At 64.6% G+C, this 14,448-nt stretch carries 12 protein-coding genes; 7 read left to right on the top strand and 5 right to left on the bottom strand.

All coding sequences use genetic code 11. The features are described 5' to 3' along the window. Window positions 1–152 precede the first annotated feature (152 nt). Window positions 153–1,742: a trimethylamine methyltransferase family protein gene (locus LB552_RS05830; protein WP_224602692.1), complete on the top strand. Its 1,590-nt coding sequence runs from the start codon at window positions 153–155 to the stop codon at window positions 1,740–1,742. Between the two features lie 5 nt (window positions 1,743–1,747). Here the strand turns inward: LB552_RS05830 and LB552_RS05825 are convergent, their stop codons facing one another. After that, complete coding sequence (locus LB552_RS05825) at window positions 1,748–2,146, bottom strand: hypothetical protein (protein ID WP_224602690.1); 399 nt, start codon at window positions 2,144–2,146, stop codon at window positions 1,748–1,750. Window positions 2,147–2,277: 131 nt separating this feature from the next. Continuing rightward, window positions 2,278–4,083: an IlvD/Edd family dehydratase gene (locus tag LB552_RS05820; protein ID WP_224602687.1), complete on the bottom strand. Its 1,806-nt coding sequence runs from the start codon at window positions 4,081–4,083 to the stop codon at window positions 2,278–2,280. A 150-nt stretch (window positions 4,084–4,233) separates the two neighbouring features. On the opposite strand from LB552_RS05820, the gene LB552_RS05815 reads away from it, so the two are divergent. After that, window positions 4,234–4,683, top strand: coding sequence for an SRPBCC family protein (locus LB552_RS05815; protein WP_224602685.1), 450 nt, complete (start codon window positions 4,234–4,236; stop codon window positions 4,681–4,683). 18 nt (window positions 4,684–4,701) lie between these two features. Here LB552_RS05815 and LB552_RS05810 read toward each other — a convergent pair whose 3' ends face one another. Beyond that, window positions 4,702–5,889, bottom strand: a complete 1,188-nt coding sequence (locus LB552_RS05810; protein WP_224603387.1) for an Mrp/NBP35 family ATP-binding protein — start codon at window positions 5,887–5,889, stop codon at window positions 4,702–4,704. Between the two features lie 207 nt (window positions 5,890–6,096). Between LB552_RS05810 and LB552_RS05805 the strand changes: the two genes are divergently transcribed. Further along, window positions 6,097–6,474, top strand: a complete 378-nt coding sequence (locus LB552_RS05805; RefSeq protein ID WP_224602683.1) for a VOC family protein — start codon at window positions 6,097–6,099, stop codon at window positions 6,472–6,474. Window positions 6,475–6,503: 29 nt separating this feature from the next. Here the strand turns inward: LB552_RS05805 and LB552_RS05800 are convergent, their stop codons facing one another. Both LB552_RS05800 and LB552_RS05795 read right to left on the bottom strand, forming a co-directional pair. Beyond that, a complete protein-coding gene (locus LB552_RS05800) occupies window positions 6,504–7,508 on the bottom strand; it encodes an inorganic phosphate transporter (protein WP_224602682.1) in 1,005 nt (334 codons plus the stop codon). A gap of 3 nt (window positions 7,509–7,511) precedes the next feature. Beyond that, the gene (locus LB552_RS05795) at window positions 7,512–8,153 is read right to left on the bottom strand and encodes a DUF47 domain-containing protein (protein ID WP_095766211.1); all 642 of its coding nucleotides are present in this window, start codon (window positions 8,151–8,153) and stop codon (window positions 7,512–7,514) included. Window positions 8,154–8,312: 159 nt separating this feature from the next. Here LB552_RS05795 and LB552_RS05790 point away from each other — a divergent pair, with 159 nt between their 5' ends. The 4 genes from LB552_RS05790 (at window position 8,313) to fdhF (ending at window position 14,361) form a co-directional block, all read left to right on the top strand. Further along, the gene (locus LB552_RS05790) at window positions 8,313–9,212 is read left to right on the top strand and encodes a LysR family transcriptional regulator (RefSeq protein ID WP_224602680.1); all 900 of its coding nucleotides are present in this window, start codon (window positions 8,313–8,315) and stop codon (window positions 9,210–9,212) included. Window positions 9,213–9,405: 193 nt separating this feature from the next. After that, window positions 9,406–9,885 (top strand): formate dehydrogenase subunit gamma, encoded by a 480-nt coding sequence (locus LB552_RS05785; protein WP_095766057.1) that lies wholly within the window; start codon window positions 9,406–9,408, stop codon window positions 9,883–9,885. Next, window positions 9,882–11,438 carry a formate dehydrogenase beta subunit gene (locus LB552_RS05780; protein WP_224602677.1) on the top strand — a complete coding sequence of 519 codons (1,557 nt, stop codon included), beginning with the start codon at window positions 9,882–9,884 and terminating at the stop codon, window positions 11,436–11,438. Before LB552_RS05785 ends, LB552_RS05780 begins: the two co-directional genes overlap by 4 nt. Window positions 11,439–11,448: 10 nt before the next feature. Then, the gene (gene fdhF, locus LB552_RS05775) at window positions 11,449–14,361 is read left to right on the top strand and encodes a formate dehydrogenase subunit alpha (RefSeq protein ID WP_224602675.1); all 2,913 of its coding nucleotides are present in this window, start codon (window positions 11,449–11,451) and stop codon (window positions 14,359–14,361) included. Window positions 14,362–14,448 lie beyond the last annotated feature (87 nt).

Here is a 14,448-nt window from a genome sequence, read left to right as displayed (position 1 = left end):
TTTAGCACTCTGGCATATTCGACGGGATTGCTTGGCCCATAGGCTGTGCCAATGCCGGCGGCATAGTCGGAGCCAGAAGGGGACGAGGCAGCCGATGGTGGACCAACCGCCGCGTTCGCCGCGCAGAAAAAGACAAAAGGTGGAGTGCTTCCATGTCAGTGGCTCTCGAGAAGCAGGAATCGTCGTCGGACCAGCGTTCGCGGCGTTCCGGCGGGCGCGAAGCGCGCCGCGCGATGCGGGCAGCGCCCTTGGCCGACGACATCCGTCCGGTGCGGCCGGGGCTTGAAGGCGGCAGCTATGGCCCATTGAGCCAGAACGACCGCGAACGCATCCACGAAGCGGTGCTGACGCTGCTGGAAACGGTCGGCTTCGCCAATGCCATCCCGTCCTGCATCGAGGCGCTGACCCGGGTCGGCGGCATCCATGGCGATGACGGCCGCGTTCGGCTGCCGCGCGCCTTGGTGCTGGACACGATCAAAAAGGCGGCGCGCAACTTCACCCTCCATGGCCAGGATCCGAAGCACGACATGCTGATCCAGGGCAAACGCGTGCATTACGGCACGGCGGGTGCGGCGGTGCATCTGGTCGATGTCGAGAAGCGCGAATATCGCGAATCGCTGCTGCAGGACCTCTACGACGCCGCCCGTCTCGTCGATGGGCTGGACAACATCCATTTCTTCCAGCGCACCATGGTGCCGCGTGATATTCCTGACCCGCTCGATATGGACTTCAACACGCTCTATGCCTGCGTGATGGGGACGTCCAAGCATGTCGGCACCTCGTTCACCGTGCGCGAGAACGTCAAGCCGGCGCTGGAGATGCTCTATGCGATCGCCGGCGGGGAGGAGAATTTCCGGGCGCGGCCGTTCGTGTCGAACTCGAACTGCTTCGTCGTGCCGCCGATGAAGTTCGCCGAGGACGCCTGCGGAGTGTTGGAGGCCTGCGTCGAAGGCGGCATTCCGATCCTGCTTCTGTCGGCCGGCCAGGCCGGCGCCACGGCACCTGCCGCCATTGCCGGCGCCGTCGTGCAAGCGGTGGCGGAAGTGCTGATGGGCCTGGTCTATGTCAATGCCGTCAAGCCTGGACATCCGGCGATCTTCGGCACTTGGCCGTTCGTCTCCGATCTCAGGACCGGCGCCATGTCCGGCGGCTCGGCCGAGCAAGCAGTCTTGACCGCGGCCTGCGCGCAGATGGCGCAATATTACGACCTGCCCGGCGGCTCGGCTGCCGGCATGTCGGACTCGAAGCTGCCCGACATCCAGGCCGGCTACGAGAAGGGCATCACCAACGTGATGGCGGGTCTCTCCGGCCTGAACCTGGTCTATGAATCGGCGGGCATGCATGCCTCGCTGCTCGGCTTCTGCCTCGAAAGCCTGATCATCGACAACGACATGCTCGGCCATTGCCTGCGCTGCGTGCGCGGCATCGAGGTGACCGACGACGCGCTATCGATCGACACGATCGCCGATGTCTGCCTCAAGGGTCCCGGGCACTATCTCGGCAACGATCAGACATTGAAGCTGATGCAGACCGAGTATTTCTATCCCGCCGTCGGCGACCGTTTCTCGCCCAAGGAATGGAACGAGAAGGGCCGGCCCGACATCCTGTCGCGGGCAATCGCGGAGAAGAAGCGCGTGCTTGCCGAGCGCTTCCCGCGCCACGTCTCGCGCCTGCTCGACGACAAATTGCGCGCCCGCTTCGGCGAGATGATCAAGCTGCCGCGCAGCAAGATGGGCGGCTAGGACCGCTACTCAGCGCTCAGCGCATAGCGCTCGACGACCTCGGAGTTGATCAGCTTGGCGTGCAGCGTCATCAGCACGATCTGCGCGTCGAAACTGTCGCCGGCCTCCAGCGCCGCCTCGATGCGGCGCTCGACCTGCAATGTCAGCTCGCGGCCGTTGACCTGCTCGAATACATGGCGTCCGGCGACGCAATAGCCGCAGAGCTGCGCCACGGATGCATAGGCGTCCCCCGGCGGCTCATCGGGCCAGCGGTCGTTCATCAGGTTGACGATGGTGAGTTTCACGCCCTCTGGTACCAGCGCCGGATGCAGGTCGGCCGCACGCAACGCGTCGTCGAGCTGGCGCAGATCGCCGGAGCGGCCGAACATGCCGAGAAAGCCGAGGGAAGAGCGCCGTTTTGCCACGATGATCTGTCGCTTCGTGAGCTGCCGAGGTCGAGCTTATCTGTGGGTTCCCTGGAGATGAAACAAGGGCAACAGAAAAGGGCGGCTCGCCGTCGGCAAGCCGCCCCTTTTGATCGGCCGAATAAATAGGCCTAGTGATTGTCGCGCGGCACGCCGCTGGTATGGGCGACGTCCTGGTATTTCACCGCCGGTTTCAGCACCATGCCGGCCGAGAACTGGTCGACCATGCCGCGCTGGATCTCCTGCCAAGGCGTCTGGTTCTGGGGATAGTGATAGCCGCCATTGGCCTGCAGCGCGGCGCGCCGCTTGGCGATCTCCTCGTCGCTGACGAGGATATTGGCCGTGGCCTTTTTCAGGTCGATGCGGACGCGGTCGCCGCTCTTGAGCAGCGCCAGCCCGCCGCCGATCGCAGCTTCAGGCGAGGCGTTGAGGATCGACGGAGAACCCGACGTGCCGGACTGGCGGCCGTCACCGATGCAGGCAAGGGCGTGGATGCCCTTCTTGATCAGGTAGGCAGGCGGCTGCATGTTGACCACCTCGGCGCCGCCCGGATAGCCGACCGGACCGGCGCCGCGCATGAACAGGATCGTGTGCTCGTCGATGCCCTGCGCCGGATCGTCGATGCGGGCGTGGTAATCCTCCGGCCCGTCGAAGACCATGGCGTTGCCCTCGAAGGCCTCCGGGTCGTTCGGGTTGGAGAGGTAGCGCTCACGGAATTCGGGCGAGATGCCGCTGGTCTTCATGATGGCGGAATCGAACAGGTTGCCCTTGAGGTTGATGAAGCCGGCATTGGCCTTGAGCGGCTTGTCGGCGCTGCGGATGACGTCGTGATTCTCGTTGACGGCATCCCGGCAATTGTCGCCCATCGACCTGCCGTTGGCGGTGACGGCATCGGGATGCGGCAGCAGGCCGCCCTTCATCAGTTCGGCGACGACTGCCGGCACGCCGCCGGCATGGTGATAGTCCTCGCCGAGATACTCGCCCGTCGGCTGCAGGTTGACCAGCAGCGGGATGTCGAGGCCGATCTTCTGCCAGTCGTCATTGTCGAGCGGCACGCCGAGATGGCGAGCGATGGCGTTGAGGTGGATCGGCGCGTTGGTCGAGCCGCCGATGGCCGAGTTGACGACGATGGCGTTCTCGAACGCCTCGCGGGTCATGATGTCGGACGGCTTCAGATCCTCATGCACCATCTCGACGATGCGCTTGCCCGTCTCGTAGGAAATCTGACCGCGCTCGCGGTAGGGTGCAGGGATAGCGGCCGAGCCGGGCAGTTGCATGCCGAGCGCCTCGGCGAGCGAGTTCATGGTGGTAGCGGTGCCCATGGTGTTGCAATAGCCGGTCGACGGCGCCGAGGAGGCGACGATGTCCATGAACTCGTCATAATCGATCTCGCCGGCCGACAGCCGCTGGCGCGATTCCCAGACGATGGTGCCCGAACCGGTGCGCTTGCCCTTGTGCCAGCCATTCAGCATCGGGCCGACCGAAAGCGCGATCGCCGGGATGTTGACGGTGGCCGCCGCCATCAGCAAGGCAGGCGTCGTCTTGTCGCAGCCGATGGTCAGCACCACGCCGTCGAGCGGATAGCCGTAGAGCACTTCGACTAGGCTGAGATAGGCAAGGTTGCGGTCGAGCGCGGCCGTGGGGCGCTTGCCGGTCTCCTGGATCGGATGGCAGGGGAACTCGAATGGGATGCCGCCCATCGAGACGATGCCCTCGCGCACGCGCTTGGCAAGCTCGAGGTGATGCCGGTTGCAGGGCGAAAGGTCGGAACCGGTCTGCGCGATGCCGATCAGCGGCTTGCCCGACATCAGCTCGGCGCGCGTCAGGCCATAATTGAGGTAGCGTTCGAGATAGAGCGCCGTCATGCCCGGATTGTCGGGATTGTCGAACCACTCCTGCGAGCGAAATTTCTTTTTCTTGGTAGGGGCGCCTGCCATGGTGGTCTCCGTATTTGTATGACAAATCGATAGGACAATGCGTCCATGCAGGCAAGAGGCAGGCGCAGCCGGAACCCGGACTTTGGTGCGATAGACTTGTTTCGGGCCGCGCGCTACGACCAACCGGCATCAGCAATGCGGGAGGTCTTGATGGCTTTGGTGATCGAAGGCGAGGAGCGGATCGCCGCACCCATCGGGAAAGTGTGGGAAGCCCTTAACGACCCGGAGATCCTGAGGGTGGCGATTCCCGGCTGCCAGAGCCTCGAGAAGAATTCGGACACCGCCATGGCTGCGACCGTGGTGCTCAAGATCGGCCCCATCAAGGCGACCTTCAACGGCGAAGTCACGCTGAAAAACCTCAAGCCACCGCATTCCTACACCATTCAGGGCGAAGGCAAGGGCGGCGTTGCCGGTTTCGCCAAGGGCGGCGCCGACGTGACGCTCACCGCCGACGGGGCGGACTCGACAGTGCTCAAATACGCTGCCAAGGCCGAGGTCGGCGGCAAGATCGCGCAACTCGGCAGCCGGCTGATCCAATCGACATCGAAGAAATTGGCAGGGCAGTTCTTCTCGACGTTCGGCGAGAAGGTCGGCGCCTGACCCTCAAAGAAAGGGGCGTTATTCGAACACGATGCTCGGCACGGCGGCTTCAGCGGCGCCGCGCTCTTCCTGGACCCGTTCCCAGACCTTGCTGGCGATATCGCGGTAGATCTTTGCCTCGGCGCCCTCCGGCTTGGAGGCGACGACTGGGGTGCCGGCGTCCGAGCTTTCGCGGATGCCCATCTCAAGCGGCACCTCGCCGAGGAAGGTGACGCCGAGGCGCTCGGCCTCGCGCCGCGCGCCGCCATGACCGAAAATGTCGTAGCGCTTGCCGGTGTCGGGAGCGAGAAAGTAGCTCATATTCTCGACGATGCCGAGCAGCGGCACGTCGACCTTCTTGAACATGTTCAGGCCCTTGCGGGCGTCGATCAGCGCCAGATCCTGCGGCGTCGAGACGATGACGGCGCCGGCGAGCGGCACCTGCTGGGCCATGGTGAGCTGGGCATCGCCGGTGCCGGGCGGCATGTCGACCACCAGCACGTCGAGCGGACCCCATTCGACCTCGCGCAGCATTTGCGTCAGCGCCGACATCACCATCGGGCCGCGCCAGATCATCGGCGTCTCCTCATCGACCAGGAAGCCCATCGACATCACCTTGAGGCCGTAATTCTGCATCGGCTTCAGCACCTTGCCGTCGACGGTCTGCGGCCGGCCGTGGATGTTGAGCAGCCTGGGCATGGAAGGGCCGTAGATATCGGCATCGAGCACGCCGACCTTCAGCCCGTTGGCGGCAAGGCCGAGCGCCAGGTTGACGGCGGTCGTCGACTTGCCGACGCCGCCCTTGCCGGAGGCGACGGCGATGATGGCGTCGATGCCGGGCACGCCGCGCCTGCCATGGCGCTGCGAGGCGGGCGCATGCGGCGCGGGGCGCTGCGGCGCCGGCTGCGGAGTCGGCCGCTGCGGTGCAGCCTGCGAAGGTTGACGCGGCGGAACCGGCGCTTCCATGCCGCCGCCCTTCTTCTCCGCCGTCAGCGCGACGACCGCGCTGGCGACGCCGGGGATAGCCTTCACCGCGCGCTCGGCGGCGGCACGCAACGGCTCCAGCTCCTGGGCGCGGGCGGCGGGCACGGTGATCGAGAAGAAGACCTTGGAATCGGCGATGAAAATCTCGGAGACCATGCCGAGATCGACGATGTTGCCGGTGAAGTCCGGCCCGTTCACCGTCTTCAGGCGCTCGATGACGGATTCCTTGGTAACGGTCATGATCTTTCCTCGGCGTTTGGCGTTCCAGATAGTGCAGTTTGCCGACGGAACCAAGCCGTGGCGCAGCGGCTCGCCTGGCGTGCCCCGGAAAGCGACGGATGGTGTCGGATTTGGCCACGGCCGCGGCGCAGGTTCGGGCCCGGTCATAGCCAAACGGTGCGCCCGCGCTATCTCCATCGCCATCACGACAACCGGGGAAGGAAGACGGTCATGCTTGAAAACAGCAATGTGACAGCCAATCTCGCGGTGAAGGACATCGCCAAGGCAAGGGCGTTCTACGAGGGCACGCTGGGCCTCAGCCAAGTGGACGACATGGATGGCGAGCTGATCGTCTACAAAAGCGGTGACACGCTCCTCAATGTCTATCGCTCGCAATTCGCCGGCACCAACAAGGCGACGGCCGCAACCTGGGCGGTAGGCGACCGCATCGAGTCGATCGTCAAATCGCTGCGGTCGAAGGGCATCACCTTCGAGCACTATGATATGCCCGGCCTGTCGCTTGAAGGCGACATCCATGTCGGCTCGGGCATGAAGGTGGCCTGGTTCAAGGATCCCGACGGCAACATCCTGAACCTGGTGGGCAAATAGCGCCCACTCTCAGGCGGAGCCGGAACCCGTCATCCGGCCAGCCTTGTGGCGAGATAGGTCAACGCCGAAATCGCCGCCGTCGCCGGCAAGGTGATCACCCAGGCGACGACGATGTTGCCGGCGATGCCCCAGCGCACGGCGGAGACGCGGCGGGCGGCACCCACGCCGATGATGGCGCCTGTGATGGTATGCGTCGTCGAAACCGGGACACCGAGCCAGGTGGCGGCGAAGAGCGTAATGGCGCCCCCGCTCTCGGCGCAAAAACCCTGCATCGGGTTCAGCCGCGTGATCTTCGATCCCATGGTGTGGACGATGCGCCAGCCGCCGAGCAGCGTGCCCAACGCCAGTGCCGACTGGCAGGTGAGCACCACCCACAGCGGCACATGGAAAGTCGGGCCGAGCGCGCCTTGCGAAAAGAGCAGCACGGCGATGATGCCCATGGTCTTCTGCGCGTCGTTGCCGCCGTGTCCCAGTGAATAGAGCGAGGCGGAAAAGAACTGCAGCACGCGAAAGCTGTTGTCGACCGCAAATGGCGTCTGCCGCACGAACAGCCATGAGACGATGAGTACCAGGACGAGCGCCAGCACGAATCCCGTCGCGGGTGAGAGCACGATGGCCGCGACAGTCTTGCCGAGCCCCGACCAGACGATGGCGCCCAGGCCTGCCTTGGCGACGCCGGCGCCAACCAGCCCGCCGATCAGCGCGTGCGAGCTGCTCGACGGAATGCCGGCGACCCAGGTGACGATATTCCAGACGATGGCGCCGACGAGTGCGGCAAAAATCACCGCCGGCGTGACGATGCTGGCGTCGATGATGCCTTTTCCCACCGTCTCGGCGACATGCAGGCCGAAGAACAGGAAGGCGATAAAATTGAAGAAAGCCGCCCACAGCACCGCGTAATGCGGCCTGAGCACCCGGGTGGAGACGATGGTCGCGATCGAGTTGGCGGCATCGTGCAGGCCGTTGAGGAAATCGAAGAACAGCGCCACGGCAACGAGGCCGACCAGCAGGGGAAAGGCGATCGTGGCGTCCATCGCCTAAACGTTCTCGATGACGATGCCGCTGATCTCGTTGGCGACATCCTCGAAACGGTCGACCACCTTCTCCAGCTGGCCATAAATCTCCGAGCCGATCAGATAGGCCATGGCGTCGCTGCGGCCGTGACGCTTGAACAGATCCTTCAGGCCATGCTCGTGCAGATCGTCGGCGCGGCCCTCGACGCGCATGACCTCCTCGGCGATGGCGTTGAGGCGCGCTGCGTTGGCGCCCACCTTGCCGAGCAGCGGGATCGCCTCGGCGACCAATCGGGCCGCCTGGACGATGACGCCGCCCATTTCCCGCATCAGCGGATCGAATTCCCTCACTTCGAACAGTTTCACCGTCTTGACGGTCTTGTGCATCATGTCGATGGCGTCATCCATCGACTGGATCAGATCCTTGATGTCGCCGCGGTCGAAGGGCGTGATGAAGGAGCGCCTGACGGCAAGCAGGACCTCGGCGGTGATGCCGTCAGCCTCGTTCTCGAGATCGATGATTTTTTGGCACCAGCGGTCGATGTCCTTGCCCTGGAGAAGCTGCTCAAGGGCTTCGGCGCCGCCGACCACCGTGCGCGAATGCCGCTCGAACAGGTCGAAGAAGCGATCCTCGCGCGGCAACAGCTTGCGAAACCAACCCAGCATGTCGTCCCTCCCTGCTTCCACCTATCTCACATAACGCCACGCGCAGCGCGGGAAAACAGATAGCCGGCTCAAAAATGTGGACGAGGCCGATTGCGCATGCGTCTTGCGAAGCAGGGCGATTTCCCCGACCCTTGGGCAAACCGCGGCGGATCGGACGGCATGATCGACAAACTGGAATTCTTCATCGCTCTCGCCAAGGAGGAGCATTTCGGCCGGGCCGCGGAGGTGTGCGGCGTCACCCAACCGACCTTGTCGGCCGGCATCAAGCAGCTCGAGGAACAGCTCGGCGTCATGCTGGTGCTGCGCGGCTCGCGCTTCCAGGGGCTGACGCCGGAGGGCACGCAGGTGCTGGGCTGGGCGCGCCGCATCGTCGGCGACTCCCGCACGATGCGCGAGGAGATGCGGGCGGCGCGCCACGGCCTGTCCGGGCGCATCCGCATCGCCGCGATCCCGACGGCCCTCGCCATGGTGGCGCGGCTGACGACGCCATTCCGCGAAAAGCATCCGGGCGTCACCTTCTCGGTGCTGTCGCGTACATCGATCGAAGTGCTGTCGCTGCTCGGTAATTTCGACGTCGATGCCGGCATCACCTATCTCGACAACGAGCCGCTCGGCCGCGTGACCAGCGTGCCGCTCTATGACGAGCGCTACCAGTTGATCACCGCGGTCGGAAACCCCTATTCCGACCGCGACAAAGTGACATGGTCGGAGATCAGCCAGTTGCCGCTCTGCCTGCTGACGCCGGATATGCAGAACCGCCGCATCATCGACCAGCATCTGGCGGAAGCCGGCGTGCAGGTGCGGCCGACGCTGGAATCGAATTCGATGATCGTGCTGTTCTCGCATATCCGCACCGGCAAATGGTCGTCGATCATGCCGCTCAACCTTGCGGAAACGTTCGGCTTTTCCGAGCCCATCCGGGCCATCCCGATCGTCGAGCCGGACGCCAGCCACACGGTCGGGCTGGTGGCGGCGCCGCGCGAGCCGCACACGCCGCTGGTGCAGGCGCTTCTGGGAGAGGCGATGGCGCTGGCGGACGATTTCCGCGCCCACCGCTAGGTTAGACAATGCGAGCCGATGGAGCTTGATAGAAAATTTCTATCAAGCGACGAAAGCGCTTTATTGATTTCGGAGGTTTCCTCTGATTTCGTAAGGACTTAGCGATATTGCGCCCTATGCATGTCGTTGCCCCGAAACCGCTCTATATTCCGGGGTGACATACATTGGCCGCCACGACCAGGGAGGGCGCTGCGTGAGCATGCAGGCCGCAAGTACCGAGATCGCGTCGCGCACGGCGGCGATCATTGACGAGATGAAGGGCCTCGAAGGCCCGTTGCTGCCGATCCTGCACAGCATACAGGAAGAGTTCGGGCATGTTCCGAAAGACGCGCTGCCGGTGATCGCCGATGGGCTGAACCTATCGCGGGCCGAGGTGCACGGCGTGGTCAGCTTCTATCACGATTTCCGCGCCAAGCCCGCCGGGCGGCACGTGCTGAAGCTCTGCCAGGCGGAAGCCTGCCAATCGATGGGCTCGGACGCCGTCGCGGCCAAGATCAAGCAGTTGCTGGGCATCGATTTCCACGAGACCACGCGCGACGGATCGGTTACACTGGAGCCGGTCTATTGCCTCGGGCTTTGCGCCTGCTCGCCGTCGGCGATGCTCGACGGCGAAGTCATCGGTCGGCTGGATGACGAGAAGATCGAAGAGATCGTCGCGGAGGTACGTTCATGATCCCGCGCATCTATGTCCCGGCAGATTCCGGCGCGCTGGCGCTTGGCGCAGAAAAGGTCGCCAAAGCGATCGAGAAGGAGCTCAAGGAGCGCGGCGTCGAAGCCAAGATCGTGCGCAACGGCTCGCGCGGCGCCTATTTCCTGGAGCCGATGGTCGAGGTGGCCACGGCTGAGGGCCGCGTCGCCTACGGGCCGGTCAAGCCGTCCGACGTCAAGAGCCTGTTCGACAGCGGCTTCCTCAAGGGCGGCCATCATAAGCGCTGGTTGGGCTCCCCCGACAAGATCCCCTTCTTCGCCAAGCAGACGCGGCTGACCTTCGCGCGCTGCGGCATCATCGATCCGCTGTCACTCGACAGCTACAAATCGCATGGCGGCCTGAACGGCCTGCAGAATGCAGTGGCGATGGCGCCCGCGGACATCGTGAAACAGGTGACCGAATCCGGCCTGCGCGGCCGCGGCGGCGCCGGCTTCCCGACCGGCATCAAGTGGAAGACGGTGCTGGATACGGCGGGCGAGCAGAAATACATCGTCTGCAACGCTGACGAAGGCGACAGCGCCACTTTCGCCGACCGCATGATCATGGAAGGCGATCCCTTCGTGCTGATCGAAGGCATGGCGATCGCCGGCATCGCCACCGGCGCGACCAAGGGCTTCGTCTATATCCGCTCGGAATATCCGCATGCGGTGGCGACGATGAACAAGGCCGTCGCTATCGCCCGCAAGGCGGGCGTGCTGGGCGTCAACGTGCTGGGCTCACCCAACGCCTTCGACATGGAAATCCGCGTCGGCGCTGGCGCCTATGTCTGCGGCGAGGAAACCTCGCTCTTGAACAGTCTCGAAGGCAAGCGCGGCGTGGTGCGCGCCAAGCCGCCGCTGCCCGCGATCCAAGGCTTGTTCGGCAAGCCGACGGTGATCAACAACGTCATCTCGCTGGCTTCCGTGCCGATCATCATGGACAGGGGCGCCGCCTATTACAAGGATTTCGGCATGGGCCGCTCGCGCGGCACGATCCCGATCCAGATCGCCGGCAACGTCAAACATGGCGGCCTGTTCGAGACGGCTTTCGGTCTGACGCTGGGCGAGATCGTCGACGACATCGGCGGCGGCACGTCCACTGGGCGTCCGGTGAAGGCGGTGCAGGTCGGCGGTCCGCTCGGTGCCTATTTCCCGCGGGCTTTGTTCGACACGCCGTTCGACTACGAGGAATTCGCCAAGCGCGACGGGCTGATCGGCCATGCCGGCATCACCGTGTTCGACGACACCGCCGACATGCTGAAGCAGGCGCGCTTCGCCATGGAGTTCTGCGCCATCGAAAGCTGCGGCAAGTGCACGCCCTGCCGCATCGGCTCGACGCGCGGCGTGGAGGTTCTCGACAAGGTTGCAGCTGGTATAGAGGCGGAGAAGAACCTCGCTCTGGTCACCGACCTCTGCAACACGATGAAGTTCGGATCGCTTTGCGCGCTGGGCGGCTTCACGCCCTACCCGGTGATGAGTTCGATCACGCATTTCCCCGAGGATTTCAAGCCCGCGCCGGCGCGCGTGGCGGCTGAATAGGAGCTGGCAGATGAACATCAAGGCCGACTTCCCGACACTCATCGAAGAGATCGACTACGGCACGCCGGAGTCGAAAGCGACGAAGCAGGTGACCCTGACAGTCGACGGGCAAAGCATCACCGTGCCGGAAGGCACCTCGATCATGCGCGCGGCCATGGAAGGCGGCGTCGAGATCCCGAAGCTCTGCGCCACCGATATGCTGGACTCTTTCGGTTCCTGCCGCGTCTGCCTGGTCGAGATCGAAGGGCGCGGCGGCACGCCGGCTTCCTGCACGACGCCAGTCGGCGAAGGCATGGTGGTGCGCACGCAGTCCGACCGGCTCGACGCCATCCGCCGCGGCGTCATGGAACTCTATGTCTCCGACCACCCGATGGGCTGGAACGAAAAGGCCGGAACCGGCGCCAGCGAGTTCGACGCGGTGGCGAAGTCGGTCGGCCTCACCGAGAACCGCTATGGTGTCGAGGGCCGCAACCACGTCAAGGAAGAAGGCGGCGTCGCGCCCGGCCACGGCTCGCTGGCGGTCGACTACATCGCCCGCGACGAATCCAATCCCTATTTCACCTATGATCCGGCACAGTGCATCGTCTGCTCGCGCTGCGTGCGCGCCTGCGAGGAGGTGCAGGGCACCTTCGCGCTGACCATCGAGGGCCGCGGCTTCGAATCGCGCATGGTCGCCGGCATGCATGAGGACTTCATCGCTTCCGAATGCGTGTCCTGCGGCGCCTGCGTGCAGGCCTGCCCGACTGACGCGCTGCGCGAGAAGACCGTGCTCGAGAAGGGCATGCCGGAGCGCTCGGCCGTCACCACCTGCGCCTATTGCGGCGTCGGCTGCTCGTTCAAGGCCGAAGTCAAGGATGACGAGGTCATCCGCATGATGCCCTACAAGGACGGCAAGGCGAACCACGGCCATAGCTGCGTCAAGGGCCGTTTCGCCTATGGCTATGCCACGCACAAGGACCGCATCCTGTCGCCGATGGTCCGCGAAAAGATCACCGATCCGTGGCGCGAAGTGACCTGGGAAGAGGCGATCGCCCATACGGCGAAGGAATTCCGCCGCATCCAGTATCAGTATGGACGCACGGCAATCGGCGGCATCACGTCCTCGCGCTGCACGAATGAGGAGACCTATCTCGTCCAGAAGCTGGTGCGGCAGGGCTTCCGCAACAACAATGTCGACACCTGCGCGCGCGTCTGCCACTCGCCGACCGGCTACGGGCTCGGCCAGACCTACGGCACATCGGCCGGCACGCAGGATTTCGATTCGGTCGAGTTCACCGATGTCGCCGTCATCATCGGCGCCAATCCGGCTTCCGCCCATCCCGTCTTCGCCTCGCGGCTGAAGAAGCGGCTGCGCCAGGGCGCCAAGCTGATCGTGCTCGATCCGCGCCGCACCGAAATGGTCAAGTCGGCGCATATCGAAGCCGACTACCACCTGCCCTTGAAGCCTGGCACCAACGTGGCGGTGCTGACGGCGCTGGCACATGTCATCGTCACCGAAGGCCTGTTCGACGAGGCCTTCATCCGCGAGCGCTGCGACTGGGCCGAGTTCCAGGACTGGGCATCCTTCGTCGCCCTGCCGGAAAACAGTCCCGAAACCGTCGGCAAGCTCTCGGGCGTCGATCCGGAACTGATCCGGGGTGCCGCGCGCATGTATGCCAAGGGCGGCAATGGCGCGATCTATTACGGCCTCGGCGTGACGGAGCACAGCCAGGGCTCCACCACGGTGATCGCCATCGCCAACCTCGCTATGGCCACCGGCAATATCGGCCGTCCGGGCGTCGGCGTGAACCCGCTGCGCGGCCAGAACAACGTGCAGGGCTCCTGCGACATGGGCTCGTTCCCGCATGAATTGCCGGGCTACCGCCACATCTCGGGCGAAGCGGTGCGCGACATCTATGAGAGCCTGTGGGGCGTGAAGCTGGACGATGAGCCGGGCCTGCGCATCCCCAACATGCTGGACGCCGCCGTCGACGGCTCGTTCAAGGGCATATACATCCAGGGCGAGGACATCCTGCAGTCCGATCCCGACACCAAGCATGTCGCCGGCGGCCTCGCCGCGATGGAATGCGTGGTCGTGCACGACCTCTTCCTCAACGAGACGGCGAACTACGCGCACGTCTTCTTGCCGGGTTCGACCTTCCTCGAGAAGGACGGCACCTTCACCAATGCCGAGCGCCGCATCAACATGGTGCGCAAGGTCATTGAGCCGAAGGCGCGCTATGCCGACTGGGAAGCGACCCAGGAGCTTGCCCGCGCCATCGGACTCGACTGGAACTATACCCATCCCTCGCAGATCATGGACGAGATCGCCCAGACGACGCCGAGCTTCGCCGGCGTCTCGTTCGAGCTGCTCGACCGCGTCGGCTCGGTGCAGTGGCCCTGCAACGAGAAGGCGCCGCTCGGCACCCCGATCATGCATGTCGACGGCTTCGTGCGCGGCAAGGGCAAGTTCATCCGCACCGAATATGTGGCGACGGACGAGCGGACCGGTCCGCGCTATCCGCTGCTGCTGACCACCGGCCGTATCCTGTCGCAATACAATGTCGGCGCGCAGACCAGGCGCACCGAAAACGTCGCATGGCATGCCGAGGACCGGCTGGAGATCCATCCGCACGACGCCGAAGTCCGCGGCGTGCACGAAGGCGATTGGGTGCGCCTGGCAAGCCGTTCGGGCGAAACCACGCTGCGCGCGCTGATCACCGACCGCGTCTCGCCCGGTGTCGTCTACACGACCTTCCACCACCCCGACACGCAGGCCAACGTCATCACGACCGACTTCTCGGACTGGGCGACCAACTGTCCGGAATACAAGGTCACCGCCGTGCAGGTGGCGCCATCCAACGGCCCGACCGACTGGCAGAAGGACTATAACGAGCAGGCCAAGCAGAGCCGGCGCATCGCCCCGCTGCAGGCGGCGGAGTAGGTGTGTCGAGGCAAGAGCTTCAATCTTGACGGCTGATCGACCCTCACTCCATCGAGCTTCGCTCGACACCTCTCCCCCAATCGACGG

Origin of the sequence: Mesorhizobium sp. CA7, assembly GCF_020165015.1 — a bacterium.
GTDB lineage: Bacteria > Pseudomonadota > Alphaproteobacteria > Rhizobiales > Rhizobiaceae > Mesorhizobium.
Note: the sequence above shows the minus strand (reverse complement) of the source record. Positions and strands in the feature narration are given on the sequence as shown.